This window comes from Microbispora sp. H11081 (assembly GCF_012999535.1).
In the GTDB taxonomy this organism is placed as follows: Bacteria; Actinomycetota; Actinomycetes; order Streptosporangiales; family Streptosporangiaceae; genus Microbispora.
The window spans coordinates 526,915-551,589 of the sequence record NZ_JABBWV010000001.1 but is presented as its reverse complement, the minus strand read 5'-3'; the positions used below and the strand labels follow the sequence as shown (position 1 = coordinate 551,589).

General features: G+C 71.9%; 17 protein-coding genes and 1 pseudogene. 8 read left to right on the top strand and 10 right to left on the bottom strand.

All coding sequences use genetic code 11. The features are described from left to right. Window positions 1-5 precede the first annotated feature (5 nt). Together HHX31_RS02370 and HHX31_RS02365 are read right to left on the bottom strand one after the other, a co-directional pair. A complete protein-coding gene (locus tag HHX31_RS02370) occupies window positions 6-503 on the bottom strand; it encodes a hemerythrin domain-containing protein (RefSeq protein ID WP_249345342.1) in 498 nt (165 codons plus the stop codon). Window positions 504-601: 98 nt separating this feature from the next. After that, window positions 602-1,120: a GNAT family N-acetyltransferase gene (locus HHX31_RS02365; protein WP_169944569.1), complete on the bottom strand. Its 519-nt coding sequence runs from the start codon at window positions 1,118-1,120 to the stop codon at window positions 602-604. A 162-nt stretch (window positions 1,121-1,282) separates the two neighbouring features. On the opposite strand from HHX31_RS02365, the gene HHX31_RS02360 reads away from it, so the two are divergent. Further along, entirely contained in the window at window positions 1,283-2,053 is a 771-nt protein-coding gene (locus HHX31_RS02360) for a neutral zinc metallopeptidase (RefSeq protein WP_169944568.1), read from the top strand. 146 nt (window positions 2,054-2,199) lie between these two features. Beyond that, window positions 2,200-2,640, top strand: a complete 441-nt coding sequence (locus tag HHX31_RS02355) for a nuclear transport factor 2 family protein (RefSeq protein ID WP_169944567.1) — start codon at window positions 2,200-2,202, stop codon at window positions 2,638-2,640. Window positions 2,641-2,713: 73 nt separating this feature from the next. Here HHX31_RS02355 and HHX31_RS02350 read toward each other — a convergent pair whose 3' ends face one another. Continuing rightward, window positions 2,714-3,991 carry a hypothetical protein gene (locus HHX31_RS02350; protein WP_169944565.1) on the bottom strand — a complete coding sequence of 426 codons (1,278 nt, stop codon included), beginning with the start codon at window positions 3,989-3,991 and terminating at the stop codon, window positions 2,714-2,716. 140 nt (window positions 3,992-4,131) lie between these two features. Between HHX31_RS02350 and HHX31_RS02345 the strand changes: the two are divergent. Next, window positions 4,132-4,943 (top strand): annotated as a pseudogene (locus HHX31_RS02345) (SAM-dependent methyltransferase). Window positions 4,944-4,982: 39 nt separating this feature from the next. On the opposite strand, the gene HHX31_RS02340 reads toward HHX31_RS02345, so the two are convergent. The 4 genes from HHX31_RS02340 to HHX31_RS02325 form a co-directional block, all read right to left on the bottom strand. After that, window positions 4,983-7,985: a bifunctional [glutamine synthetase] adenylyltransferase/[glutamine synthetase]-adenylyl-L-tyrosine phosphorylase gene (locus HHX31_RS02340; RefSeq protein ID WP_169944564.1), complete on the bottom strand. Its 3,003-nt coding sequence runs from the start codon at window positions 7,983-7,985 to the stop codon at window positions 4,983-4,985. A gap of 257 nt (window positions 7,986-8,242) precedes the next feature. Then, window positions 8,243-9,007, bottom strand: a complete 765-nt coding sequence (locus HHX31_RS02335; RefSeq protein WP_169944562.1) for a type 1 glutamine amidotransferase — start codon at window positions 9,005-9,007, stop codon at window positions 8,243-8,245. Between the two features lie 69 nt (window positions 9,008-9,076). After that, complete coding sequence (locus HHX31_RS02330) at window positions 9,077-9,829, bottom strand: hypothetical protein (protein WP_169944561.1); 753 nt, start codon at window positions 9,827-9,829, stop codon at window positions 9,077-9,079. Window positions 9,830-9,987: 158 nt separating this feature from the next. After that, window positions 9,988-11,349 (bottom strand): glutamine synthetase family protein, encoded by a 1,362-nt coding sequence (locus HHX31_RS02325; RefSeq protein WP_169945536.1) that lies wholly within the window; start codon window positions 11,347-11,349, stop codon window positions 9,988-9,990. A 279-nt stretch (window positions 11,350-11,628) separates the two neighbouring features. Between HHX31_RS02325 and HHX31_RS02320 the strand changes: the two genes are divergently transcribed. The 4 genes from HHX31_RS02320 (at window position 11,629) to HHX31_RS02305 (ending at window position 19,582) form a co-directional block, all read left to right on the top strand. After that, window positions 11,629-13,791, top strand: coding sequence for a sensor histidine kinase (locus HHX31_RS02320; protein ID WP_311931206.1), 2,163 nt, complete (start codon window positions 11,629-11,631; stop codon window positions 13,789-13,791). A gap of 294 nt (window positions 13,792-14,085) precedes the next feature. After that, on the top strand, window positions 14,086-16,110 hold the full coding sequence (locus tag HHX31_RS02315) for a sensor histidine kinase (protein WP_169944559.1): 2,025 nt from the start codon (window positions 14,086-14,088) through the stop codon (window positions 16,108-16,110). Between the two features lie 206 nt (window positions 16,111-16,316). Next, window positions 16,317-17,783 carry a BTAD domain-containing putative transcriptional regulator gene (locus HHX31_RS02310; RefSeq protein ID WP_169944557.1) on the top strand — a complete coding sequence of 489 codons (1,467 nt, stop codon included), beginning with the start codon at window positions 16,317-16,319 and terminating at the stop codon, window positions 17,781-17,783. Window positions 17,784-17,833: 50 nt separating this feature from the next. Further along, a complete protein-coding gene (locus HHX31_RS02305) occupies window positions 17,834-19,582 on the top strand; it encodes an NAD+ synthase (protein WP_169944556.1) in 1,749 nt (582 codons plus the stop codon). A gap of 269 nt (window positions 19,583-19,851) precedes the next feature. Here HHX31_RS02305 and HHX31_RS02300 read toward each other — a convergent pair whose 3' ends face one another. From HHX31_RS02300 to HHX31_RS02290, 3 genes are all read right to left on the bottom strand, one after another. After that, window positions 19,852-20,481 (bottom strand): TetR/AcrR family transcriptional regulator, encoded by a 630-nt coding sequence (locus HHX31_RS02300; protein ID WP_169944554.1) that lies wholly within the window; start codon window positions 20,479-20,481, stop codon window positions 19,852-19,854. 7 nt (window positions 20,482-20,488) lie between these two features. Then, complete coding sequence (locus HHX31_RS02295) at window positions 20,489-22,051, bottom strand: MFS transporter (protein ID WP_169944553.1); 1,563 nt, start codon at window positions 22,049-22,051, stop codon at window positions 20,489-20,491. Window positions 22,052-22,295: 244 nt separating this feature from the next. After that, a complete protein-coding gene (locus HHX31_RS02290; RefSeq protein ID WP_169944551.1) occupies window positions 22,296-23,621 on the bottom strand; it encodes an MFS transporter in 1,326 nt (441 codons plus the stop codon). A 219-nt stretch (window positions 23,622-23,840) separates the two neighbouring features. On the opposite strand from HHX31_RS02290, the gene panB reads away from it, so the two are divergent. Then, the gene (gene panB, locus HHX31_RS02285) at window positions 23,841-24,668 is read left to right on the top strand and encodes a 3-methyl-2-oxobutanoate hydroxymethyltransferase (RefSeq protein ID WP_396709661.1); all 828 of its coding nucleotides are present in this window, start codon (window positions 23,841-23,843) and stop codon (window positions 24,666-24,668) included. Window positions 24,669-24,675 lie beyond the last annotated feature (7 nt).

Genomic DNA, 24,675 nt, shown 5'->3' with positions numbered 1-24,675 from the left:
AAGCCCTAGGAACGCTCCTCGCCGGCGCGCAGGAACTCGGGCCGGGAGCGGTCCCAGCCCGGCACGTCCAGCGCGTTGAGCGCGGAGACGATCCGTTTCTCCTCGTAGACGAAGTGCGTCTCGATGAGCGCGGCCAGGGTGTCCAGCTCGCGGCGTGCCGCCACGGGGTCGGCGCCCCGGTCCAGCCCGCCGGCGAGGTCCTGAAGCCGGCGCAGGCAGTCCTCCACCAGGCGGTGGTCGCGGCGCAGTTCCTCCAGCACCGGCCGCAGCTCGGGGAACCGCCGGGCGAGCTCGGGAAACGCCCCGTCGTCCTCACCGGTGTGGTGGCGGTTCAGCGCGGAGCAGAAGGCGAGGCAGTGGGCCCGCAGATCCCGGGGGCGGTCGCCTCCGGCGAGGTGGGCGTCGAAGTCATCCCGCAGCGCCGCGAGCTCCTCACGGAGCCGGATGTGCACGTCGATCAACTGGTTGCCGAACGCCCTCAGGCGTCCATGCGATGTCGTCAAGGTCGTCCCTTGTACCGGCGCCTCCATGCCCTCGGCGGTCTCCTTGCCGGGTGCACCGCGACGCTGGTGAAGGATCTATCACCGAGCCGCCCGGCGCGTCAACGACGCACGGGCCGCCGGTAGCGGACCTCGGTCAGCGGGAAGCCGTCCGACTCGTCCCGCTGCACGGCCCCGTCGGGGCGCCAGCCGCCGCGCTCGTAGAACCGCCGGGCCCGGGTGTTCCCGTCGACCACCCAGAGGACGGCCTGCTCGAACCCGGCGGCGGCGAGGCCGTCCAGCGCGGCCGACATGAGCCGCGCGCCGACCCCGGCGCCCCACACCTCGGGCCTCAGGTAGATCGCCGAGACCTCCCCCACCGAGGCGGGATCGACGTCCTCGTCCCGGCCGGGGCCGAACGCGGCGAATCCGGCGACCGAGCCGTCCGCCTCCGCCACCAGCACCTCCGTACGCCGCGGGGACTCCCCGAGCAGCCGCTCCCACACGGGCAGGCGCATGGCCGGAGTGAGGCCGTCGAGATGGGCCTGTGGCATCAGCCCCGGATAGGCGGCCTGCCACGACCGGACGTGGACGGCGGCGATCGCCCCGGCGTCCCCCGTTTCGGCACGTCTGACGACCATGCACGCTCCTTATCCGGTTCCGGCACCGGTCCCGGGATCGGGTGATACGCCTCGCGGCACGGCCGGACGAGGCTCCATAATGCGCCGCATCGTACGCGAAGGTCTAACGGTTATCGCTAAACGCCTTTGCGCCCACTTTCCTCTGGTTTAATCTCGTCGTTCGTGAAAATCGCCATGATCGCGCTCGCCGGTTCTGTGACGCTGGGGCTGGTCCCTGCCGTCTCCTCCCCGGCCGCCGCCCACCCCATCAAGAACACGACCCTCACCGGCAACCGCCTGTACGACGTGGGGCCTCTGCCGACCACCTCCTGCCCGGAGAGACCGGTGAAGAAGAACAACGCGGCGTCGGCCAAGAGCTATCTGGCCGGTGTGCTCAGATGTGCCGACCGCTCCTGGACCGCCCAATTACGTAAGGCGGGCCTGAAGCGGTCCGGGATGAAACTCGTCTACGCCGACAAAGTGCCGGCGAAGTTCTGCGGCCTGAAGTGGCGCAAGGACGATTTCAACGCCTACTACTGTGACGAAACCCATACGCTCCTGATCGTGCTCACGAAGGATCTCCTGGAGGCTCCGGGGGACCTCTTCCTGTTCAACCTGGTGGCGACGTACTACGGAGAGCACGTGCAGAACGGCGCCGGCATCTACCGGGCCTGGATGAACCTCGACTCCCGGAACAAGGCCGAGTTCTCCGAGCAGAACCGGCGCTACAACCTGCAGGCCTACTGCTTCGGCGGAGCCTTCATCCGCAGCGTCTGGAAGTCCCTCCACCGCAGCTCTGAGGACTGGGACGACCTGCTCTACTACCTGCGCGGCTGGGCGAGCAAGGCCGGCGGCAGCAGGAAGTCGATCACCTACTGGGCCGACGCCGGGTTCCGGTCCGGCGACCCCGGCTCCTGCAACACCTGGACCGCCCCGTCCTCGAAGGTGACGTGACGTGACGTGGCGGCGCCGGCTGACCGGCCCCGGTCAGCCGGCGCGGCTCGATCGCCGGCCCGTCGCGTGACCTGACATCTCGCGGCGCTGTCCCGTCATACCGGTGAGAAGCCGGAGTGCACATCGAGTCGAAGGGACGGGTGGCGATGCCCACGCGACGCGAGGAAGACGAAGCCGCGATCAGGCGGCAGATCGGCAGGATCGCCGACGGAATCCGGGCCGGGGATCTCGAAGGCCTGAGGCGGCTCTACGCGGCGGACGTCGTGTCCTTCGACGTCGAGCCGCCGCTGCAGCACGTGGGGATCGACGCGAAGTTGAAGAACTGGGCGAACGTGTTCGCGCTCTTCCAGCAGGTGGATTACGAGGTTCGCGACCTGACCCTCACCGTGGGCGATGACGTGGCGTTCGGTCACTGCTTCGGCCGGCTCAGCGGCACGCTGAGGAACGGGACGGCGACGAGCGGCATGTGGGTGCGGGGCACTTTCTGCTTCCGGAAGACCGGCGGCGACTGGCTGATCGCGCACGACCAGGCCTCCGTGCCGCTCGACATGGCGAGCGGCCGGGGAGTGACCGACCTCGAGCCCTGACGCCGGCGGCACCGGAGACCTCCACCAGTCCACGGCGTACGACCCGGCGGATGGGCGCCGCGCCGCCCGCCGGTCAGGAGGGGGTCGAGCCGAAGGTCCGGGTACGCAGGCCGCTCACCCGGCGCAGGATGTCCCACCAGAACGGCGCGCCGAACAGCAGCGCCAGCACGGTGACGAGGTAGCCCGGCCAGTGGCCCGGCGATATGAGGCGCTCCCACCAGTCCCCGCCGCGCCAGGCCCAGTCAGGACCTCCGGAGGCGTCCATGGTGACGTTCACCGGGGCGTGCGAGAAGATCTTCACGAACGCCGGCGTGCTCAGCACGTCGGTGACGCACGCGTAGGGGTCCTGGCCCGGCTCGCACTGCTCGCGCAGGGGTTCCAGCGCCTGGGGGCCCGACTGGCCGAAGGCGGTCACCGCGCTGCGGTAGGCGTTGTCGCGCAGCAGGCTCTTGCCGTACTCCAGGGAGTCCATGCTGAAGACCATCGTCACGACGAGCCCGAGCGCGACGAGGACCCAGCGGACGTAGCGCCGGTAGAGCAGGCTGAGCCGCTCCATCTCACCGTCGAACCAGTCCTCCACCCCACGCCGGAACGCCTCGAGGTCGTGGCTCGCCCTGTCCCACACGGCCTGCAGCGGCCGGTAGAAGGGGCTCTTGAGCGCGTCGAGGTCCCGCATGAGCCGCTCCACGCCGCCGTGCTGGGTGGCGATCTCCAGGACGGCGACGGCGAAGCGCGCGGGCGGGATGTCGGCGATGCTCGTCCGCCCGCGCTTGGCGTGGTCGATCTCCTGGAGGCGCTCGTGGAGCAGTTCGGCCATCGACTTGCCCTGGTCGGGCGGCAGCACGGCCGAGGTGTCCGAGGTGAGGACGACCGCCTCGCCGGGATCCGCCTGCTCCGCCCCGTGCGCGGGGTCCACCGGGGAGCTCGACGGGTTCGCCGTCGAGTCCGCCGTCATCCGCTCGGCGGCGACGGAGTCGGCGGCCGCGGCGAGCGGCGGGCTCTCCACGGGCGGCGGCTGGCGGCTGAAGGCGGGCCTCGGGTCCCGGCCGAACGGCAGCCGCGCGAACACCCCCATCAGGCCGGCCGGCAGGCGCGAGCGGCCCTCCTCCAGGGGGCCCTCCCGCGTCGGCTCGCGGCCCACCCGCTGCAGCGCGTCGAGCGCGCGGTCCACCTTGGTGGTTCCGTCCGCCGTCTCCGCGCCGTCGAGAGTGTCGCGGAGGTACGCCCAGAGGAATTTGCTGCGGATTCCGAGCAGCCTGACGATGCCCTCGTTGATGCCGCTGACGAGAAGCGACAGCAACAGGAAAGCGAGGACCAGCCCGATAGCCAGATCGGCGTAATACGAGATCAAAGAGATCACCCGCACTGTTGATACAGCCTTGCCCTCGACGAGGGCAACGTTTTCGCGATCCTCAGTATTGATCAAACGCCCCCGGCCCGAGGGGACAAATCGCTACGATCAGGAAAACTAACCCCCTTTGGAGTACGGCGATGACTGACGAGAATTCCGCTCCCCCGAAGCTCAACACCCTCGTGCCGCATCCCGCCCGGGTGTACGACTACTGGCTGGGCGGCAAGGACAACTTCGAGGCCGACCGGCAGGTCGCGGAAGCGGTCATCGCCGCCTCCCCGGTGTTGTGCAGGGTGTCAGGGACAACCGCGCGTTCCTGGGCAGAGCCGTGCGATTCCTCGCCGAACAGGGGATCGACCAGTTTCTGGACATCGGCACCGGCATTCCGACCCAGGGCAACACCCACGAGGTCGCCCAGGCCGTGAATCCGTCCGCCAGGGTCGTCTACGTCGACAACGACCCCATCGTGATGGCCCACGCCCGTGCGCTGCTGCGCGGCGCCCCGGAGGGCGCCACCGCCTACGTCGAGGCCGATCTGCGCGACCCGGACGCCATACTCCGGCATCCGGACACGCTCGCCACGCTCGACTTCGCCCGGCCGATCGCCGTGGTGATCGTGGGCACGTTGATGTTCATCAAGGACGAGGACGACCCGTTCGGCGTCGTCAAGCGCTACACCGACGCGGTCGTGCCCGGCAGTTACCTCGCCGTCACCCACGTCACCGGCGACTTCGCCCGCGACAGCCTGGAGGCCTTCGCCGAGGCGTACAACACCGGGCCGGTGCCGCTCACCCTGCGCACCGGCGCCGAGATCAGCCGGTTCTTCGACGGCTTCGAACTCGTCGAGCCCGGCATGGTGGCCCTCAGCGAGTGGCGCCCGGACCCGGACGATGCCCCCTTCCCGACCGAGCGCGTGCACGGCGGGTACGGAGCCGTGGGCAGGAAGCTCTGACCGCTCCCCCCGGCCGGCGTGCCCGCCAGGCCGGAGGGCTCAGCCCTCGTAGAAGACGCGCTCGACGACGGTCCTGGCCCGCCGGGTGGCACGCCGGTAGTCCTCGATGAAGTCCTCGGTGCCCTCCGGCGGGTAGCCGAGGGCCCGCGCGAGCAGCATGCGCTCCTTGACCGGGGTGGGAATGCTGTCGGCCGCCCGTCCACGCACCAGCATGAGGGCGTCGCGGATGCGCGAGGCGAACAGCCACGCCTCCGCCAGCACCCTCTCGTCGGCCGGGTCGAGCAGGCCCTCCCCCGCCGCCGCGCGCAGCGTGTCCAGCGTGCGCGTGGTGCGCAGCGCCGGTACGGCTCCCGCGTGCCGCAGCTGGATCAGCTGGGCCACCCACTCCACGTCGCTCAGCCCGCCCCTGCCGAGCTTGGTGTGCAGGGCCGGGTCGGCGCCGCGCGGCAGCCGCTCGGCCTCCATCCGCGCCTTGAGCTTGCGGATCTCGCGTACGGCGTCGGCGGAGATGCCCCCGGCCGGGTAGCGCAGCGGGTCGACCAGCGTGACGAACTCGCGGCCGAGCTCGGCGTCGCCCGCGCAGAACCGGGCCCGCAGCAGCGCCTGGGCCTCCCAGTGCGAGGCCCAGCGGTCGTAGTAGGCCCGGTAGGAGGCGATCGTGCGCACGAGCGGTCCCTGCCGCCCCTCCGGCCGCAGGCTCGTGTCGATCTGCAGCGGCGGGTCGGGCGCGGGCAGGGCGAGCAGCCTGCGCGTCTCCTCGGCGACCGCGTGCGCGGCGGCGGTCGCGTCGCGCTCGGCCATCCCCGGCAGCGGCGCGTGCACGAACATGACGTCGGCGTCGCTGGCGTAGGAGCTCTCCAGACCGCCCAGGCGGCCCATCGCGATCACGGCGATCCTGGTCGGGAACGTGGTCCGCCGCTCCAGCGTGACCTTGTTGATCGCCGTGTCCAGCGCCGCCTGGATCGTGACGTCGTTGAGCGACGAGAGCGCCTGGCCGACCTCCTCGATGTCGATCAGCCCGGACAGGTCGGCGCAGGCCGTACGGAGCAGTTCCCTACGGCGCAGCGCCCGGACGGCGGCGACGGCGTTCTCCGCGCTCTCCGCGTGGCGGGCCACCGCCGCGGCGGCCTCCCCGGCGAGCGTCCCGGCGGGCCGTACGGCCAGTTCGGCGGGCGAGCCGAGCATCGCCACGGCCTCGGGGGCGTGCAGCAGCAGCCCGGTGACGTAGCGGCTGGTGCCGAGCAGGTGGGCGAGCCGCTCCGCCACGGCGGTCTCGTCGCGCAGCAGGCGCAGATACCAGGGCGTGGTGCCTAGCTTCTCGCTCACCTGGCGGAAGCCGAGCAGGCCGGCGTCGGGGTCAGGGGCGTCGGCGAACCACGCGAGCATGACCGGCAGCAGCGTCCGCTGGATGGCCGCCCGGCGGGAGACGCCGCTGGTGAGCACGGCGATGTGGCGCAGCGCGCCTTCTGGGTCGGCGTAGCCGAGCGCCTGCAGCCGCGCGGTGGCGGCGGCCGGGGACAGGCGGGCCTCAGTCTCCGGCAGCCGGGCGACGGCCTGCAGCAGCGGCCGGTAGAAGAGCTTCTCGTGCAGCCTCCGCACCTCCAGCGCGTGCCGCCTCCATGTGGTGGTGAACTCCCCCACCGGGTCGGTCGTCATCCCCAGCCCTCGGCCGAGCCGCCGCAGGTCGGCGGTGTCCGCCGGCACCACGTGGGTGCGGCGCAGCCGGTGGAGCTGGAGCATGTGCTCGACCTGGCGCAGGAACGTGTATGCCTCGGCGAGCGACTTGGCGTCGTCGCGGCCGACGTAGCCGCCTCTGGACAGCGCGGCGAGCGCCGACAGCGTGGCCCTGCGGCGCAGCAGCGGGTCCGACCTGCCGTGCACGAGCTGCAGGAGCTGTACGGCGAATTCGATGTCCCGCAGCCCGCCGGGCCCGAGCTTGATCTGCCGGTCCGCCTCGCCCGCGGGCACGTGCGCCTCGACGCGGCGGCGCATGGACTGCACGTCCTCAACGAAGTTGGGCCGGGCCGCCGCCTGCCACACCAGCTCGTTGACCGCCGCGACGTACTGCTGGCCGAGCTCCAGGTCGCCGGCGACCGGGCGCGCCTTGAGCAGCGCCTGGAACTCCCAGGTCTTGGCCCACCGCCGGTAGTAGGTCAGGTGGCTCTCCATGCTGCGCACGAGCGGGCCCATCTTGCCCTCGGGGCGCAGGTTGGCGTCCACCTCCCACAGCGCGCCCTCGGGGGTGCTCGCCGAGCAGGCCCGCATCATGCCCTGCGCCAGGCGCGTGGCGGTCTGCAGCGCCTTGGTCTCGTCGACGCCCTCCTTGGGCTCGGCCACGAAGACGACGTCGACGTCGGAGATGTAGTTCAGCTCGCGGGCGCCGCACTTGCCCATGCCGATCACGGCCAGCCGTACGTCGCCCGCGTCGGCCACCTCCGCCCTCGCGACGGCGAGGGCGGCCTCGAGCGCGGCCGAGGCCAGGTCGGCCAGCGCGGCGGCGGCCTCGGCGAGCGTGCACTCGCCGGTCACGTCACGGGTGGCCAGGTGCAGCAGGCGGGTGCGGTAGGCGACACGCAGCGCCGCCAGCACGGGGGCCGGCTCGGTGACCGTGGATCCCCCGGTCACGCCCGCGGCCACCGGCTCGGCGTCGTCCGGGTCGGCTCCGACCGCGAGCAGCATCTCCTCGCGCAGTTCGCCGATCGCGGGCCACCGCGTCCACCGCGTCCAGGGCAGGCACTCCGGGTGCCGCACGACGTGCTCGCCGAGCGCCGCGCTGAGCCCGAACACGCCGAGCAGCCTGCCCCGCAGGTCGGGGTCCGCGCGAAACGCCCCGAGCACGCTCGGGTCCCGTTCGACCAGGCGGCTCAGCGTGGTGAGCGCCAGATCGGGGTCGGCGGCCCTGACGAGGTCGTCGAGCAGCGCGAAGTCGCCGACCGCCTCGGGGCCGAGTTCGTCGAGCAGTCTCTCGGCACGCGCGCCGTCGGCGAATCCGAGCGCCGCCAGGCGCCCTGCCGTCGTCTGTATCCGAGGCGCGGCGTTCACCGTTCCTTCCTCCACCCCGACGTCGATCACGTCGGCCCCCCGAGACAAACCTTCCCAGTAACGGTACACATGGGATGGAAGCCTCCTCGCAGAGATCGGCCCCTCCGGGGATCCGACCTTGGCTTGTCGCGGCCCGGCGCGTGCCGGGCTCAGCGCACACGCTAACCCTCCGCCTTGTGCGCGTCCTTAGCGGTTTCTCTGCGTAATCGTCTCATCACGCGTTTTGGCCGCGCACCCGCGACTCGGGGAAGAGAAGGTCAGGACCGGGTGAGCTGGGCCGCGAACGCCTCCGCGAACGGCCTCCAGGTGCGCGCCAGCTCGTCCTCGGCCGCTGCGACCTGCGCGTTCAGCTCCGCGGCCCGCTCCGGGGGCAGCTCTCCTCCGGCCGTCCAGGAGGCGAAGATCGCGGGCGTGGCCTCGGGATGGAACTGCACGGCCCAGGCGCGGTCGCCGATCCGGTACGCCTGGTTGGGGTACATCGCGCCGGTGGCCAGCCGTACGGCGCCCTCGGGCAGGGTGGTCATGGCGTCCTGGTGGTACTGGACCGCCCTGACCCGGCCGCCGGACGGCAAGCCCGGTACGGGCAGCGCGTCCGGCGAGGGCAGCGCGTCTGATGCGGAGAGCGTGGGCAGCGCGGACAGCAGCGGGTCGGCGGCGGCCTCGGGCAGCGGCTCGATCTCCCCGAGCCCGATCTCCAGGCCCGCGGCGCCGTGCTCGACCGTGCCGCCGCAGGCCAACGTCATGAGCTGGGCGCCGAGGCAGACGCCCAGCGTCGGCACGCCCTCGTCCACCGCGCGCGCGAGCAGGTCCCTGGTGGCGGGCAGCCAGCCGTACCCCTCGTCGTCCCAGGCCGCCGCGGCGCCGCCGAGGACCAGCAGCCCGCCGGGCGCGCGCCCGGGCACCGGCTCTCCCTTGTACGGCCGGACGACCTCGATCTCGACGCCCGCGGCCTCCAGCCAGCCCGAGAAGGACCCCAGGCCGGCCTCTGCCTCGTGCTCGACGACGATCAGACGTTCACCCATGAGGCAGAGCTTAGAGACATCTGTCGGGACAGAAGGGACGGAGGGTACGGAAAGTCTCGGCGCCCGGGGTCACTGGCGGGGCAGGATCCAGGTGGCCCTGGCGGCGGCGACGAGCGTGCCGTCCACCTCGTAGACCGCGCTGGTGCCGAACAGCTTGCGGCCGTCGCGGCCCTCGGCGCGGGCCACGACCGAGTAGGACCCCATGGGGTAGACCCGGCGGAAGACCTGCCCGGTCAGCCGCCCGAGCAGCGGGGGCTCCCGGTCCGGGAAACTGCGGTAGTTGGCCCACGCGGTGGCGCAGTCCAGCGCCGCCCAGACGATCGAGTCGGGCACCACGCCCTGCTCGTCGGTCACGTTGAACGGCACCCGCCAGCCGGCGGCCACGAGCTCGCCGTCCGCCGCATCCTCCACGGGGCCGGGGAAGATTCGCAGCCCGTCGCCCGGTTCGCGCAGCCCGCAGGCGAAGCAGCCGGCGATGGCGTGGCCGTTCCTGCCGGGGAAGCCCGCCTCGGCGCGGGCCGCGTCGGTGAACCGCACGAACGGCGGCGGCGTCAGCGTCTCGGCGACGGGGATCGCGTCGACGAGATGCCTGCCGTCCTCGCTCTCGCTGAGGACGACGGCGTTGCCGACGTGTTCGACCGGCAGAGCGGCCTCCAGCGGAACCGGCCGGCGAAGGGTGACCTCCACCGGAGAGTCGTGACCGCCACCTGTCAGCGTGCCCGCCAGAGTGCCCGCGATCCATCCGCCGTTGGCGGTGCCCTCGGGTCCCCGGAAACGCTTCGGTACGGTCAGAACGGTCTGCAGCCCCGCAGCCGCCGTCATATGGCCCACGCCCTCCCTGAGTCACGCCAGATACGGCTCACCCGTATGGGTCGTAACAAGTGAGCCGATTTTACTGTTCCGGTACAGAGGCCAGCTAAACAGGGGCGAGTGTCAGGAAGATTTGCAGTCTGTAACGACGCCGTGACCAATCTCCGGGTTCAGAGCACGGGCAGGTAGCGGCCGAGCTCGTACTCGGTCACCTGGCGGCGGTACTCCTGCCACTCCGAGCGCTTGTTGCGCAGGAAGTAGTCGAAGACGTGCTCGCCAAGCGTCTCGGCGACCAGTTCGCTGCGCTCCATGGCCGTGATCGCGTCGTCCAGCGACTGCGGCAGCGGCTGTATGCCGAGCGCCCGCCGCTCCGCGCTGGTCAGCGCCCACACGTCGTCCTCGGCGCCGGGCGGCATCTCGTACCCTTCCTCGATGCCCTTCAGCCCCGCGGCCAGGATGACGGCGAAGGCGAGATAAGGGTTGCAGGAGGAGTCGAGCGACCGGAACTCGATGCGGGTCGAGCCGCTCTTGTGCGGCTTGTACATCGGCACGCGCACGAGCGCGGAGCGGTTGTTGTGCCCCCAGCAGACGTACGACGGGGCTTCGCCGCCGGCGCCGGCGATGGCCTCCGCGCCGCCCCACAGCCGCTTGTAGGAGTTGACCCACTGGTTGCAGACCGCGGTGATCTCCGCGGCGTGCTTGAGCAGGCCGCCGATGAACGACCGGCCGATCTTGGAGAGCTGGTAGTCGGCGCCGGGCTCGTAGAAGGCGTTGCGGTCGCCCTCGAACAGCGACATGTGGGTGTGCATGCCCGACCCGGGGAAGTCGGTGAACGGCTTGGGCATGAACGAGGCCCACACGCCCTGCTCCAGCGCCACCTCCTTCATCACCAGGCGGAACGTCATGATGTTGTCGGCCGTGGTCAGCGCGTCCGCGTAGCGCAGGTCGATCTCCTGCTGACCCGGCGCGCCCTCGTGGTGGCTGAACTCCACCGAGATGCCCATCGACTCCAGCATCATGATCGCGTTGCGGCGGAAGTCGTGGCCCGCGCTGTGCGGCGTGTGGTCGAAGTAGCCGCCCTCGTCTATCGGCTCGGGCCGCTGGCCCTTCTCCGGCCGGTTGCGCAGCAGGAAGAACTCCACCTCGGGGTGGGTGTAGAACGTGAAGCCCATGTCGGCCGCCTTGGCGAGCGTCCGCTTGAGCACGAAGCGCGGGTCGGCGTGCGACGGCGAGCCGTCCGGCATCAGGATGTCGCAGAACATGCGGGCGGCGCCGGGCGTCTCACTGCGCCACGGCAGTATCTGGAACGTCGACGGGTCGGGCTTGGCCAGCATGTCCGACTCGTAGACCCGGGAGAAGCCCTCGATCGCCGAGCCGTCGAAGCCGATCCCCTCGGCGAAGGCGCCCTCCAACTCGGCGGGCGCTATGGCCACCGACTTCAGGAAGCCGAGCACGTCGGTGAACCACAACCGGATGAACCGGATGTCTCGCTCTTCGAGCGTGCGGAGGACGAATTCCTGCTGGCGGTCCAAGGCGTACCTCACGGAGTGACAGGTCTGGTCGCCTACCAGTCTGCCCCGTCAGTGTTTCACAGGGGTTACGAGGAGGTGTGAGCCGACCGTCCTGCCGATCACCACGGCGGTGGCGGCCGCCCGTACGGGGGACGGCACGGGCGCGACGTGACTCGGATCACACCGAACCAAACCCGCGGCACGCTCGTCGTTTCTGTTGATCAGGCGTTGATCGAGTGTCGACCTCCGCGCCCTACCCTCCCGGGTATGCCGGTGCAGAACCCGAAGGAGCCCCCGTCCGTGGCACCACCTCCGCTCGACACCGTGGAGTCCCGGCCCGGCTCCTCGGCCGAGGCTCCCTGGTCCCCCGTCGGCGAGCCGGTGGTGGAGATCGAGGCGGTGCCGGAGACCGAGGCGGACGCGGCGCCGTTCGAGCGGCTGCGGCGGCTGCGCGCTCTCGACTGGCCCGGCCGGGTGCGGGCGCTCGGCCCCGCCGTCGCGGTGTCCATCGCCGGCGTGGCGATCTGCCTGGAACTGGCCTGCATCTGGGTGACGGCCCAACTGCCCGACAACCCCCATTCCCCGCTGCCGTTCGCGCCCGAGGACGTGGCGGGCAGCACGTTCCCCATCTTCGGCGCGCTGCTGGTGATCTCGCGGCCCCGGCTGCTGCTCGGCTGGCTGCTGTGCCTGGGCGGCCTGGGGTCGGCCGCCAACATCCTCGCCGCCAACCTGGCGACCCTGCTCGTCCACAATGGCGGTCATCCGCTGGTCCACCCGCTGTGGGTCTTCGCCGACGGCGTGTGGAACCTCACGACGTACGCGCTCGGGGTGCTGCTGCCGCTGCTGTATCCCACGGGGCGGATCCTGTCCAAGCGGTGGTGCGTGCCGGGCGGCGTCACCGCGGCGGCCCTCGCGCTCGACTGGCTGTGCTCGCTGATCGCCCCGTCGAGCGTGCGCACCGGATACAACGCGCTGGAGGTGGCCGCCTTCGCGCCGTACTACCAGGGCACGCGGCAGGTGCTGCACACGGTCGTCGCGGTGGGCATGGCGCTGGCGTTCTCCTCGCTCGTCGTCCGGTTCAACCGGGCGGACGGGATCGAGCGCCGCCAGATCCTGTGGCCGCTCGTGGCCATGGCCGGGGTGGTGGTCCCCTGGGTGATCGGCGTCCCGGTCTGGTGGACGGCCTCGCTCACCCTCCCCCTGGTGCCGGCCGCGATCGCGGTCGCCGTGCTGCGCTACCGGCTGTACGGCATCGACACGCTGATCAGCAGGACCCTGGTCGGCGCCGGCCTGGCCGGTGTCGTCGCCGCCGTCTACGTGCTCGTCGGGGCGGGCTCCAGCCTGATCATCTCCGGCGTCGACCGGTTCGCCGGCCTGGCCGCGGCCCTGTTCGCCGGGGCGTTCTTCCATCCCATCCGCAACGGGCTGCAGCGCCTCGTCGACCGGGCGCTGTACGGCGCGGGCGGCGACCCGCTCGCGCTCGCCGCCGGGCTGCGGCGCCGGCTGCAGCACGCCGACCCCGCCCACGCCCTGCTGGCCGCCCTGGAAGTGCTCCGCGAGGGCCTTTCCGTCACGGGCATCGCGGTGGAGATCGACGGGACGGTCACGACGTGCGGCCGGCCGGAGCCGGTGGCGCGGGAGATGCCGCTGGTCTGGCACGGCGAGCCGGTCGGCCGGCTGCTGATCGGCCCGCCGGGCGGGCGCCGCTTCCCCGCCGCCCACGACGAACGCGTGATCGCGGTGCTCGCGCCGTACGTCGCCGACGCCGCGCACACCGTGTCGCTCACCACCGCGCTGCAGCGCTCCCGCGAACGCATCTTGACCGCGCGGGAGGAGGAGCGGCGGCGGCTGCGCCGCGACCTGCACGACGGGCTCGGGCAGACGCTGGCCTCGATGGCGATGACGATCAACATGGCCCGTCGCACCCTGGAACGGTCCCCCGACACGGCCGACGCCCTGCTGCGGGACCTGCGCGAGGGCATGAACGGCGTCACCGCCGACGTCCGCCAGCTCGTGTACGGCCTGCGTCCCCCCGCCCTCGACGATCTCGGGCTGGCGGGAGCCGTACGGGACCTGGCGGAGGACGCGCGTCCGGGCCTCGCGGCCGGCGAGGAGTCGGTGGCCGAGGTCGAGGTGACCGGGGACATGGCCGGGCTGCCCGCCGCCGTGGAGGTGGCGGCCTACCGGATCGTGCAGGAGGCGCTGAACAACGTGCGCAAGCACGCGCGGGCCCGGCGCGTGCGGGTCGTCCTGCACAGGAACGGCGAGCTTCGGGTGACCGTGGCCGACGACGGCGTGGGGCTGCCGCCGGACCGCAGGTCGGGCGTGGGGATGAGCTCGATGTCCGAGCGGGCGGCCGAGCTGGGCGGCACCTGCGCCGTCACCTCGGAACCCGGCCGAGGCACCACCGTCACAGCCCGCCTCCCCACCACCCCCACCACCCCCACCACCGTGATCTTGTAGTTTGTCGCACGGATCCCGCTGACGTGCACGTACATCGTCGGTGATCATGCAGTTTTTCGCACAGAGCGTGGCCGACCTGCGAGCCTGCCATTCGTGATCTTGCATTTGCAAGATCACGAATCGAGTTCGCCGAGGCCAGGGCCGCCGCGCGAGAAAATTTGCAAGATCACGAAAGGAGAAGTCGCAGGTGGGACGCCCCGTCTGCGACAAACTACAAGATCACGGGGAAAGGGTGGGGGAGGGGTGGGGAATGCTGGCGGGGGGAGAATGCGACGGGCCATAATCCATCGCAGAATGGACGATAACCCCCCTGCCTCTCCCGCGCGGGCGGTGGCCTGGGCGATGGCGGCCGTGGCACTGGTCCTGACCCTCGTGGGGGTGCTGGTCCAGATCCGGCTCCCCGCGCGGTGGCAGCCGCACCCCATCCTGACCCCGGATGTCGGCGTCGCGCTCACGTTCCCGTTCACGGGAGCGTTCCTGGTGTCCCAGCGGCCCCGGCTCGTCATCGCCTGGTTCATCTGCGTGGGCGGCCTCCTGGGCTCGGGCAACGTCGCCTTCACGGCGCTGATGTTCCATTGGGCCTCGCAGGGCGACATGGGGGCGGCGGGCGTGGCCCGGGCCGTCGAGCTGATCTGCTGGGCGGTGTCGGGCCTGCTGCTGGCGGTCCTGGTTCCGCTCTACTCGCCCACCGGCAGGCTGCCCTCCCGCGGCTGGCGCATGGTCGTCGTCATCGGCGCCGTCGCCACTCTCGCGGAGGTCGTCCTCGGCCTGCTGCGCCCCGACCCCGACCCCGCCGGCTACCGCTGGCCGACGGTGATCCACAACCCGCTGCAGGTCAGAGCGCTCCTCCCCTACTACAGCACCTTGTGGGACGTACTGCAGTACGCGATCCAGGCCTGCGTGGTGGCGGCGCTGGCCTCGCTCGTACTCCGATTGCGCGGCGCCGACCCGGTGACGCGACGCCAGATCGCCTGGCCGCTGTCCGTCTTCGCCGTGTACGTGGTGCTGTACCTGATCGGCCCGGTGATGTGGCTGCCCGCGACGCTCTGGGCGGCGTTCATCCCGTTCGCGATCCTCTTCGCGGCGCTGCGCTACCGGCTGTACGGCATCGACACGGTGATCAGCCGGACATTCGTCACCGCCGGGCTCCTGATCGTGATCGGCGCCGTCTACTTCGGCGCGGGGGCGGTCTCCAGCCTGGTCGTCTCCGGATACCACCAGGTGGCCGGCCTCGCGGCGGCGCTGTTCGCGGGCGCGTTCTTCCAGCCCCTGCGCCGCGCCCTGCTGCGCGTGGCCGACCGCGCGTTGTACGGCCCGGTGGGCGATCCCGCCCTGCTCGCCGAGCGGCTGACGCAGGAGGTGCGGCGGGCCGACCCCGCCGACGCGCTGGCGTCGGTGGTGACGGTCGTGCGCGAGGGCCTCGCGGTCGAGGGCGTCGCCGTGGAGATCGCCGAAGGCAGGCCCCGCTACGTGGAGAGCGGCCATGTGGGGCCGTCGCCGCGCGAGGTGCCGCTGGTCTGGCACGGCGAGCCGGTGGGCCAGCTGCTCCTGGGGCCGCCGGGGGTCCGCCGGTTCGCCGCCGCCCACGACGATCGGGTGCTCGGCGCGCTGCTGCCCTACGTGGCCGACGTCGCCCACGCCGTACGGATGGCCGCCGACCTCCAGCGCTCACGCGAGCGCATTCTCGCCGCCCGCGAGGAGGAGCGCCGGCGGCTGCGCCGCGACCTGCACGACGGGCTCGGCCAGACGCTCGGCGCGATGGCGATGACGATCAACATGGCCAGGGTCAGCCTGGCCAAGTCCCCTGCCACGGCCGACGACCTGCTGCGGGAGCTGCGGACCGGCATGGACGCGGTGGCCGGCGACATCCGCGAGCTCGTGTACGGCCTGCGGCCCCCGGCCCTCGACGACCTGGGGCTGGCGGGAGCCGTACGCGCGCTGGCGGAGGAGACCCTGCCCAGGGGGACGGACGGCGTCGAGGACGTCTCCGTGCGGGTGGAGGGCGATCTCACCGGGCTGCCGGCCGCCGTGGAGGTCGCGGTGTACCGCATCGTGCAGGAGGCGCTGAACAACGTGCGCCGCCACGCCCGCGCCGCCCGGATCAGGGTGGTCGTCACACGGACCCCGGCCAGGGACGGCGGCGGCGAACTGCGGGTGCGGATCGTGGACGACGGCATCGGCGCTCCCGCCCGCCCGCGCGCGGGCGTGGGCGTGTCGTCCATGCGTGAGCGCGCGGCCGAGCTGGGCGGAAGCTGCGTGATCACCTCGCCGGAGACCGGTGGCACCGTGGTCGAGGCCAGGTTCCCCCTCGTCGCCTGACTCGGCGGGCCGTCCCGGCTCGCGGGCGGGCGCGTGACGCCCGGGGCCGGGCGACAACAGGCCGCACGGCAGCCCTGCAGCGACCCCCCGACGGCCCGATGACAGCCCGGTAGCGGGTGGTCGTGGACCGGCCGCCGCACCTCGTGACCCAACCGAGAGACGGCAGGCGCATCCGGGGTGGTCCGTGCCCTTACGCTTACCGTGCGATGGTGACTTTTCGTGCTCTTGGGCCGTTCGAGGCGATTGCCGACGGCGAGCCGCTCGACCTGGGCGGACAGCGTCAACAGGCCGTGCTCGCCCGGTTGCTCGTGGCCGGAGGGCGCGCCGTACCGGTGACCGTGCTGATCGACGAGCTGTGGCCGGGCGCGCCCCCCGCCCAGGCGCTGTCCACGATCCAGGGGTACGTCTCCCGCTTGCGGCGGGCGCTCGAACCCGGCCGCGCGCCGCGCGAGGAGGCCGGCGTGCTGGTGTCGGCCCCGCCCGGCTACGCGCTGCGGGCGAAGATCGAGGACGTGGACGCCTGGCACTTCGAGCACCTGGTCAAGTGCGACGACGACGGCCCGGCCGCGACGCTGGAACGGATGCAGACCGCCCTCGCCCTGTGGCGCGGGCCCGCTCTCGCCGGGTTCCAGGAGCTCACCTGGGCGCAGGCCGAGGCCACGCGGCTGGAGGAGCTCCGCCTGCTCGCCGTGGAGCGCCGGGCGGACGCCGCGCTGCGGCTGGGCCGTACGGGCCCGATGATCCCCGACCTGGAGGCGCACGCCTCGGCGTACCCGTTGCGCGAGGAGGCCTGGCGGCTTCTGGCCCTCGCGCTCTACCGCGCCGGACGGCAGGGTGACGCGCTCGGCGCGCTGCGGCGGGCCAGGGAGGCGCTGCGCGACGAACTCGGGCTCGACCTAGGCCCAACCCTGCAGCGCCTGGAGCAGGACATCCTCCTCCAGGCGGAGCACCTGGACGCCCCCTCGGACGCGGGCGGACATGCCGCGGAGGTCCCCCCACCCGCCCCGCCGGCGGGCGCGCCGGCCCTGCGTGTGCTGATCGCCGACGACCAGGCGCTGGTGCGCACCGGTCTCAAGGTCATCCTCGACAGCGAGCCCGGCCTCGACCTCGTCGGGGAGGCGGAGAACGGCGAGCAGGCGATCTCGCTCGCCCAGTCGGCGCGGCCCGACGTGGTGCTGATGGACATCCAGATGCCACGCCTGGACGGGCTGGCGGCGGCCCGGCGCATCCTCGCGACCGAGGCGCCGCCGAAGGTGATCATGATGACCACGTTCGGCACCGACGAGAATTTGTACGCGGCGCTGCGGGCGGGCGTGAGCGGCTTCGTGCTGAAGACCTCTGCTCCCGAGCAGCTCATCGCGGCGATCCGGGCCGCCGTCGGAGGCGACGCCCTGCTCGACCCGGCGGTCACGACGCACCTCATCGCGGCCTTCGCCGGCCGGCACGATCCGGCCGCGCCCGAGGGCCTCTCCGACTCCGACATCGACCTGATCAAGCTCGTCGCCCGGGGCTTCACCAACCGGCAGATCGCGATGACGCTGGCCGTGCCGGAACGGGAGGTCGCCGACGAGGTCGCGGCCCTGCTGCGCGGTCTCGGCCTGGTCGACCGCGCCCAGCTCGTGGTCCTGGCGTACGAAAGAGGGCTGGTCAGCCCCGGGTCCCCGGGCGCCTGACCCTTATCGTCGCTTTGACGACAAGCAATCGGACGGCTTAGGGTGGGCACGTGGCTCAACTGCGTATCGCTCTCGCCCAGACCAATCCGGTCGTCGGGGACATCGCCGGCAACGCCGGCATGCTCGTCGAGTGGACCCGCAGGGCCGCCGGCCGCGGCGCGCACCTCGTGGTCTTCCCCGAGATGTTCCTGACCGGCTACCCGGCCGAGGACCTGGTGCTCCGGTCCTCGTTCGCGGAGGCGTCGATCACCGCGCTGTCGAAGACGGCCATGCGGCTCGCCGACGAGGGACTCGGGGACATCCTCGTCGTGGTGGGCTACCTCGACCGCGCCGACCTCGCCCCCCGCGTCGGCCAGCCCAAGGGCGCGCCGCTCGACGCGGTCGCCCTGCTCCACGGCGGCCGGGTGGTGACGAAGTCGGCCAAGCACCACCTGCCGAACTACGGGGTGTTCGACGAATACCGCTACTTCGTGCGCGGCGACCGCCTGCCGATCTTCCGTCTGCACGGCGTGGACGTCGCCGTCGCCGTGTGCGAGGACCTGTGGCAGGACGGCGGCCCGGTCTCCGTGGTCGCCGAGGCCGGCGCAGGCCTGCTCGTCGTGCCCAACGGCTCGCCGTACGAGACGAACAAGGACGACGTGCGGCTGGAGCTGTGCGCGCGGCGGGCCCGCGAGGCGGGCTGCGCGCTCGCGTACGTGAACATGGTCGGCGGCCAGGACGAACTGGTCTTCGACGGCGACTCGCTCGTCGTGGACGCCGCGGGGAACCTGGTGGCCCGCGCGCCGCAGTTCGAGGAGGACCTGCTCGTCACCGATCTGGAGCTCCCGGAGGGCACGGGCGCGCTCGGGGAGTCGGCCCACGACGCGCACGACGGCACGGTCATCACGGTCGAGCGGGTGCTGCTGTCGTCCGCGCCGGTCGAGCCGTACGAGCCGGAGGCGCCGGTCGTCGCCGAGCGGCTGGACGACCTGGCCGAGATCTACCAGGCGCTCGTGACCGGCGTGCGCGACTACGTGCGCAAGAACGGCTTCCAGTCGGTCATCCTCGGCCTGTCCGGCGGCATCGACTCCGCCCTCGTCGCCACGATCGCCGCCGACGCCGTCGGGCCCGAGCGGGTCCATGTGGTGCTGATGCCGTCGCGCTACTCCTCGGACCACTCCATCACCGACGCGGAGGAGCTGGTGCGCCGCCAGGGGGTGCACTCGCGGATCGTCCCGATCGCCGACATCGTCTCGGCCTTCGAGAAGGAGATCGAGCTGCACGGCCTGGCGGCCGAGAACCTCCAGGCCCGCGTGCGCGGCATGCTGCTGATGAGCCTGTCGAACGAGCACGGCCACCTGGTGCTGACCACCGGCAACAAGAGCGAGCTCGCCACCGGCTACTCCACGCTGTACGGCGACTCGGCGGGCGGCTTCGCCCCCATCAAGGACGTACTCAAGAGCGTGGTCTGGAAGCTCGCGGAGTGGCGCAACACCCAACCGGGGCAGCCCCCGATCCCGGAGAACTCCATCACCAAGGAGCCGAGCGCTGAGCTGCGGCCCGACCAGCGCGACACCGACTCCCTCCCGCCGTACGACGTGCTCGACCGGCTGCTGCGCGACTACGTGGAGCGGGACATGGGCCGGGACGAGCTGGTCGCCGAGGGCCACGACCCCGAGCTGGTCACGAAGATCATCCGCCTGGTGGACCTCGCCGAGTACAAGCGCCGCCAGTATCCGCCGGGCCCGAAGATCACGCCGAAGAACTTCGGCCGTGATCGCCGCCTTCCCATCACGACCCGGTGGCGCGAGCGCCTGTAGCGGGTCTCCGCGACACCGCTGCCGGGGACCGGGGACCGGGGACCGGACCGGGTAAAGCCTCCGGTCCGCGGAAGCCGGCCCCGATCGGCGCGGCGTCAGCCCGGTAGCGACGTCAGCAGGTAGCGGCGTCAGTCTCGGCGGCCTCAGCCCCGATCGCGCTGTCAGCGACCGGGGCGGCGCCGGCTCCCGGTCGCGGCGTCAGCGGCGAGAACTCCAGCGGCGGGCGCCGGCGTCAGCGAGGGGCGCCCGCCGGAAGGTGCGGGCGCGGCTCACGCCTCGGCCGTGACTGGGCGGGGGCGGAAGCCCTTGAGCGCCTCGTCGACGATCCGCTCGGGAAGGTCGGGCTGGTAGTCGCCGGAGTGGGACCACTTGGTGAGCCAGATCATGGCCCCGCTGAGCAGCGCCAGCGCCATGTCGACGTCGAGGTCCGCGCGCAGTTCGCCGGTCTTCATGCCACGGTGCAGCACGGCTGCCACCACCGCCCTGCGCGGCTCCACGGCCAGCTCACGGAACCGTTCCGTCAGCCGGGGATGCCGCTCGGAGTCGCTCATGGCGATGTTCATGATGCAGCGGGTGCGGTGGTGGCGGGACTCCTCCTGGATCACCCGGAGGTAGGTCACCAGGTCGTCTCGCACCGTTCCGCCCTGCGGCAGCGGGATCGGCGGCTTGAGCGTCGCCAGAGCGTCCACCACCAGGTCCTCTTTGTTGGACCATCTGCGGTAGATCGTCGTCTTCCCGACACCGGCGCGGCCGGCGATCGACTCGATGGACAGCTCCGAGACCCCGATGCCCTCACCGAGCAGTTCGAGAGTGGCCTCGATGATCGACCGTTCCGCCTTCTCGCTGCGCGGGCGGCCCGCCGGGCGGGCCCCCCCTTCAGCCGTCTGCTGCGTCTTCATGTCGAGCTCACACTACCTCCGCCGCCTTCTCGGTCTCAGCCGGGGTGATCACGGTCTCGACCGACGCCTTGCCCGGCATCCAGCGTGCCACCACGAGCGTGCCGATGAGTGCGACGAAGGCCGATCCGAGGGCGGCCCAGTGGACACCGGTGACGAACGCGGCGTTCGCGGCGTCGAGCAGGCTCGCGCCCCGTTCGCCCAGCCCGGCGGCGACGCCGGCCGCGCCGGAGATGGACTCGGTCACGACGTGGTGGAGCTGTTCCGGCAGAGCGGCGACCTTGCCCTCCATGTCGTTGCGGTAGCTGGCGGACAGGATCGCGCCCAGGATGGCGATGCCCAGCGTGCCGCCGACCTGCCGGACGACGTTGCTCATCGAGGAGCCGACACCGGCCTTCTCACGCGGCAGCGCGTTCATGATGGCCGTGGTCGCCGGGGGCATGATGTTGGCCATCGCCGCGCCCTGGACGAAGCCGAGGGCCAGCAGGATCCAGATCGGCGTGTCCACGTCCACCAGGGCGTACGCCGCGAGGGCCAGCGTGATGACGAGCATCGCGACCGTGCCGACGGCCCGCGCTCCGTACTTCTGGACCATGCGCGCGCTCTGCGGCGCGAAGATCAGCTGAGCGGCCGCGAACGGCAGCACGAGCGCACCCGACTGCAGCGGCGAGTAGCCCCGGACGATCTGCCAGTAGAAGGCCAGGAAGAACATCACGCCCATGGCCGCGAAGAACACGAGGCCGACGGCGGCGATCGCGGTGGAGAAACCCGCGTTGCGGAAGTGGCGCACGTCGAAGGCGGGGTGGTCGATCCGGCTCTCGTACCAGACGAACGCGGCGAGGATCGCGAGACCCAGCAGCGTGGGCACGATGACCGAGACGTCGGCGAGGGTGCCGAGGTCGCTGATCCTGACGATGCCGTAGACGAGGCTGACCAGGCCGATGATGGACAGCAGCACGCCGATCGGGTCGAGACCGGCCTTGTTGGGGTCCTTCGAGTCGGGCACGAGCGTCGCGATCAGCGCGAGGCCGATCAGCACGATGGGCACGTTGACGAGGAAGACCGAGCCCCACCAGAAGTGCTCCAGCAGCACGCCCCCCGTGATCGGGCCGATCGCCACGGCGATGCCGACACCACCGGCCCAGATGCCGATCGCCTTGCCCCGCTCGTGGATCGGGAAGACGTTCGAGATGATCGCCAGTGTCGCCGGCATGATGGCGGCGCCCCCAAGGCCCATCAGGGCCCTCGCCGCGATGAGCTGCGCCGGGTCCTGGGCGTAGGCGCTGGCGAGCGAGGCCAGCCCGAACAGGACCATGCCGGTCATGAGCATCCGCTTACGGCCGTAGCGGTCCCCCAGCACCCCGAAGGTGAACAGCAGGCCGGCGAACACCAGCGTGTAGGAGTTCATCGCCCATTCGAGCTGGCTCTGCGTCGTGCCCAGGCCGTGGACGGGATCGGCGATCGTCTTGATCGCCACGTTGAGGATGGTGTTGTCCAGGACGACCGCCAGCAGGCTGAACACCATCACGCCGAGGACCTGCCAGCGGCGTGGATGACCGGTATGCGCTTCCACGAATCCCCCATGATTTCGATACGACCGTGTTTCGCAACGAGAGCGTAGCGCTAACCGATTCCGATACGCAACAGGACCGTTTCATAATCACGGCCGCCGCCTGTCCTCCGCACTCGCCCTCACCCGGGTCCCTGACCTCACGGGGTGGCGCGGGCCGCGGCGCCGCACCCTGTATATCCACGCGGCGGCCCGTTCCATTCCCGGGCCGCCGCCGACCTCGGGCGATGCCTGCGCGAGGGAGGTTCTACTCCCCGACGCGGGCGGGCCCGGGGGCCTGCGGGACAGAGGCAGCGGCGCCCACCCCGGCACCCACCCCGGCTCCGCCACCGGCCGCGACCTTCACACCCGCACCCGCACCCGCACCCGCACCCGTACCGGCACCGGCACCGACCTTTGCGCCGGCACCCGCCGGAGCCTGCCGCCATACGTACCCGGCGAGCAGGGCCAGCGCGACGCCGACCGCTCCGGCCGCGGCGAAGGCCCACGCGGGGTCGTGCGAGTCCAGCAGCCAGCCGGCGAGCGGCCCCGCCAGTGCGCCTCCTATCGTCAGCGAGGTGCCGTGCAGGCCCATCGCCTCCCCCCGCGCCGCCGCGGGGACACTCCGGTTGACGGCGTCCACGGTGGACGACAGCGCCGGCGCGCACAGCAGGCCCCCCGGCACCAGCGCCAGGCACAGCCAGCCCAGGCCCCCGCCGATCAGGCCCACCGGCGCGGTCAGCAGGCACAGGCCTCCCGCGAGCAGCGCGGGCGACAGCCCCCGGGGCAGCGCGCCGTACACGAACCCGCCCACGAGCGAGAATCCACACCACAGGGCGAGGACCAGCCCCGTCCAGGCGGTCGCGCCGTCGGCCTTGAGCATCGCCACGATGCCCAGCTCGGTCGTGGTGAGCACGAAGGTCAGCCCGGACACCAGGAGGAACAGGGCGAGCAGGCGGGGCCGCAGCCACTGCCGCCGGGGGACGGCGCCCTGGTTCTGCGCCTTCTCCTCGGCCGAGCGGGTGGGCGGGTCGAGCAGATACAGCGCCACCCCCGAGCCGACCAGACCGGCGGCCACGCCGTACATCGTCGCGGTGCTGCCGAACGCCGTCACGCTCGCGACCGCGAGGGCGGGCCCCACCATGTACGACAGCTCCACGCCCATCGAGTCGAGGGCGAAGCCCGTCTGGTGGTTCTCCACCGGCACCATCGCGGCCACGCACTGCCGGATGGCCCCGAACACGGGCTGGCTGAACAGCCCTCCGATCAGCGCCCCCGGCAGCAGCACGGCGTACGGCAGCGACGGCGCGGTGCACCACAGGCACAGTTGCACGAGGGTCGTCACGGCCATCACCGGGCGCAGCCCGCGGCGGTCGACGAAGCGGCCGACGAGCGGCGACCCGACCGCGGCGCCCACCATGGACGCGGCGCCGACCAGGCCCGCCTGGAGGAAACCCAAATGCTGGGTGTTCACCACGTGCAGGGTCAGGGTCATCCCGGTGCCGGTCAGGGGGATTCGCGCGATCATGCCGACAACGAGCAACGCCCGCACGCCCGGCAGGGCGAGCACCCGCCGGTAACGATCAAAAGCCATTATGGATCCTTACCTCCGCACGGCATTGTGCCGGGCGGCGTCGGCGTCTTCGCCGCCGGGTTGCCCCTTTTGCCCCATTAATCACAGGGGTTCATCGCCCCGGATTACGCCGTCGGCCCGGGGTGTTCCAAGCCATGGCGACATGCAATGATCTGACTGTCCGGGGACGCCACAGGGGCGCCACGAGGCCTGGAGGTAGCCATGTCCTCTGTTTCCGCCATGTCCACATCCGCCCTCTACGGCGGAGCCGCGGGTCGCAGGGTCACCGTCCGCGACATCGCGGCGGCCAAGGAGCGCCACGAGAAGTGGCCGATGGTGACGGCGTACGACGCGATGACCGCGAGGGTGTTCGACGAGGCGGGCATTCCGGTGATGCTCGTGGGCGACTCGGCCGCCATGGTCGTCTACGGCTACGACTCGACGCTGCCCGTCACGGTCGACGACCTCCTCCCGCTCACCGCCGCGGTCGTACGCGGCTCGTCGCGGGCGATGGTCGTGGCCGACCTGCCGTTCGGCTCCTACCAGGCCTCACCCCAGCAGGCCCTGGAGACCGCGGCCCGCTTCATGAAGGAGGCCGGCGCGCACGCCGTCAAGCTGGAGGGCGGCCACCGGGTCCTCCCGCAGGTGGAGATGCTCGTGTCGGCCGGGATCCCGGTCATGGCCCACCTCGGCCTGACCCCCCAGTCGGTCAACGCCTTCGGCGGCTACAGGGTGCAGGGCCGCGGCCAGGCGGGCGACGAGCTCATGGCCGACGCCAAGGCGCTCGAGCACGCGGGCGCCTTCGCCGTCGTGCTCGAATGCGTCCCCGCCGACCTCGCCCAGCGGGTCACCACGTCGCTGAGCATCCCCACGATCGGCATCGGCGCGGGCCCTCACACCGACGCGCAGGTCCTCGTCTGGCAGGACCTGATGGGCCTGACCCCGCAGCCCGCCAAGTTCGTGAAGAAGTACTTCGACCTGGCCGGGGAGATGGACCGGGCGATCCGGGCGTACGCCGACGAGGTCGTCTCCGGCGTCTTCCCCAGGCCCGAGCACAGCTACCGCTGACGCCCCG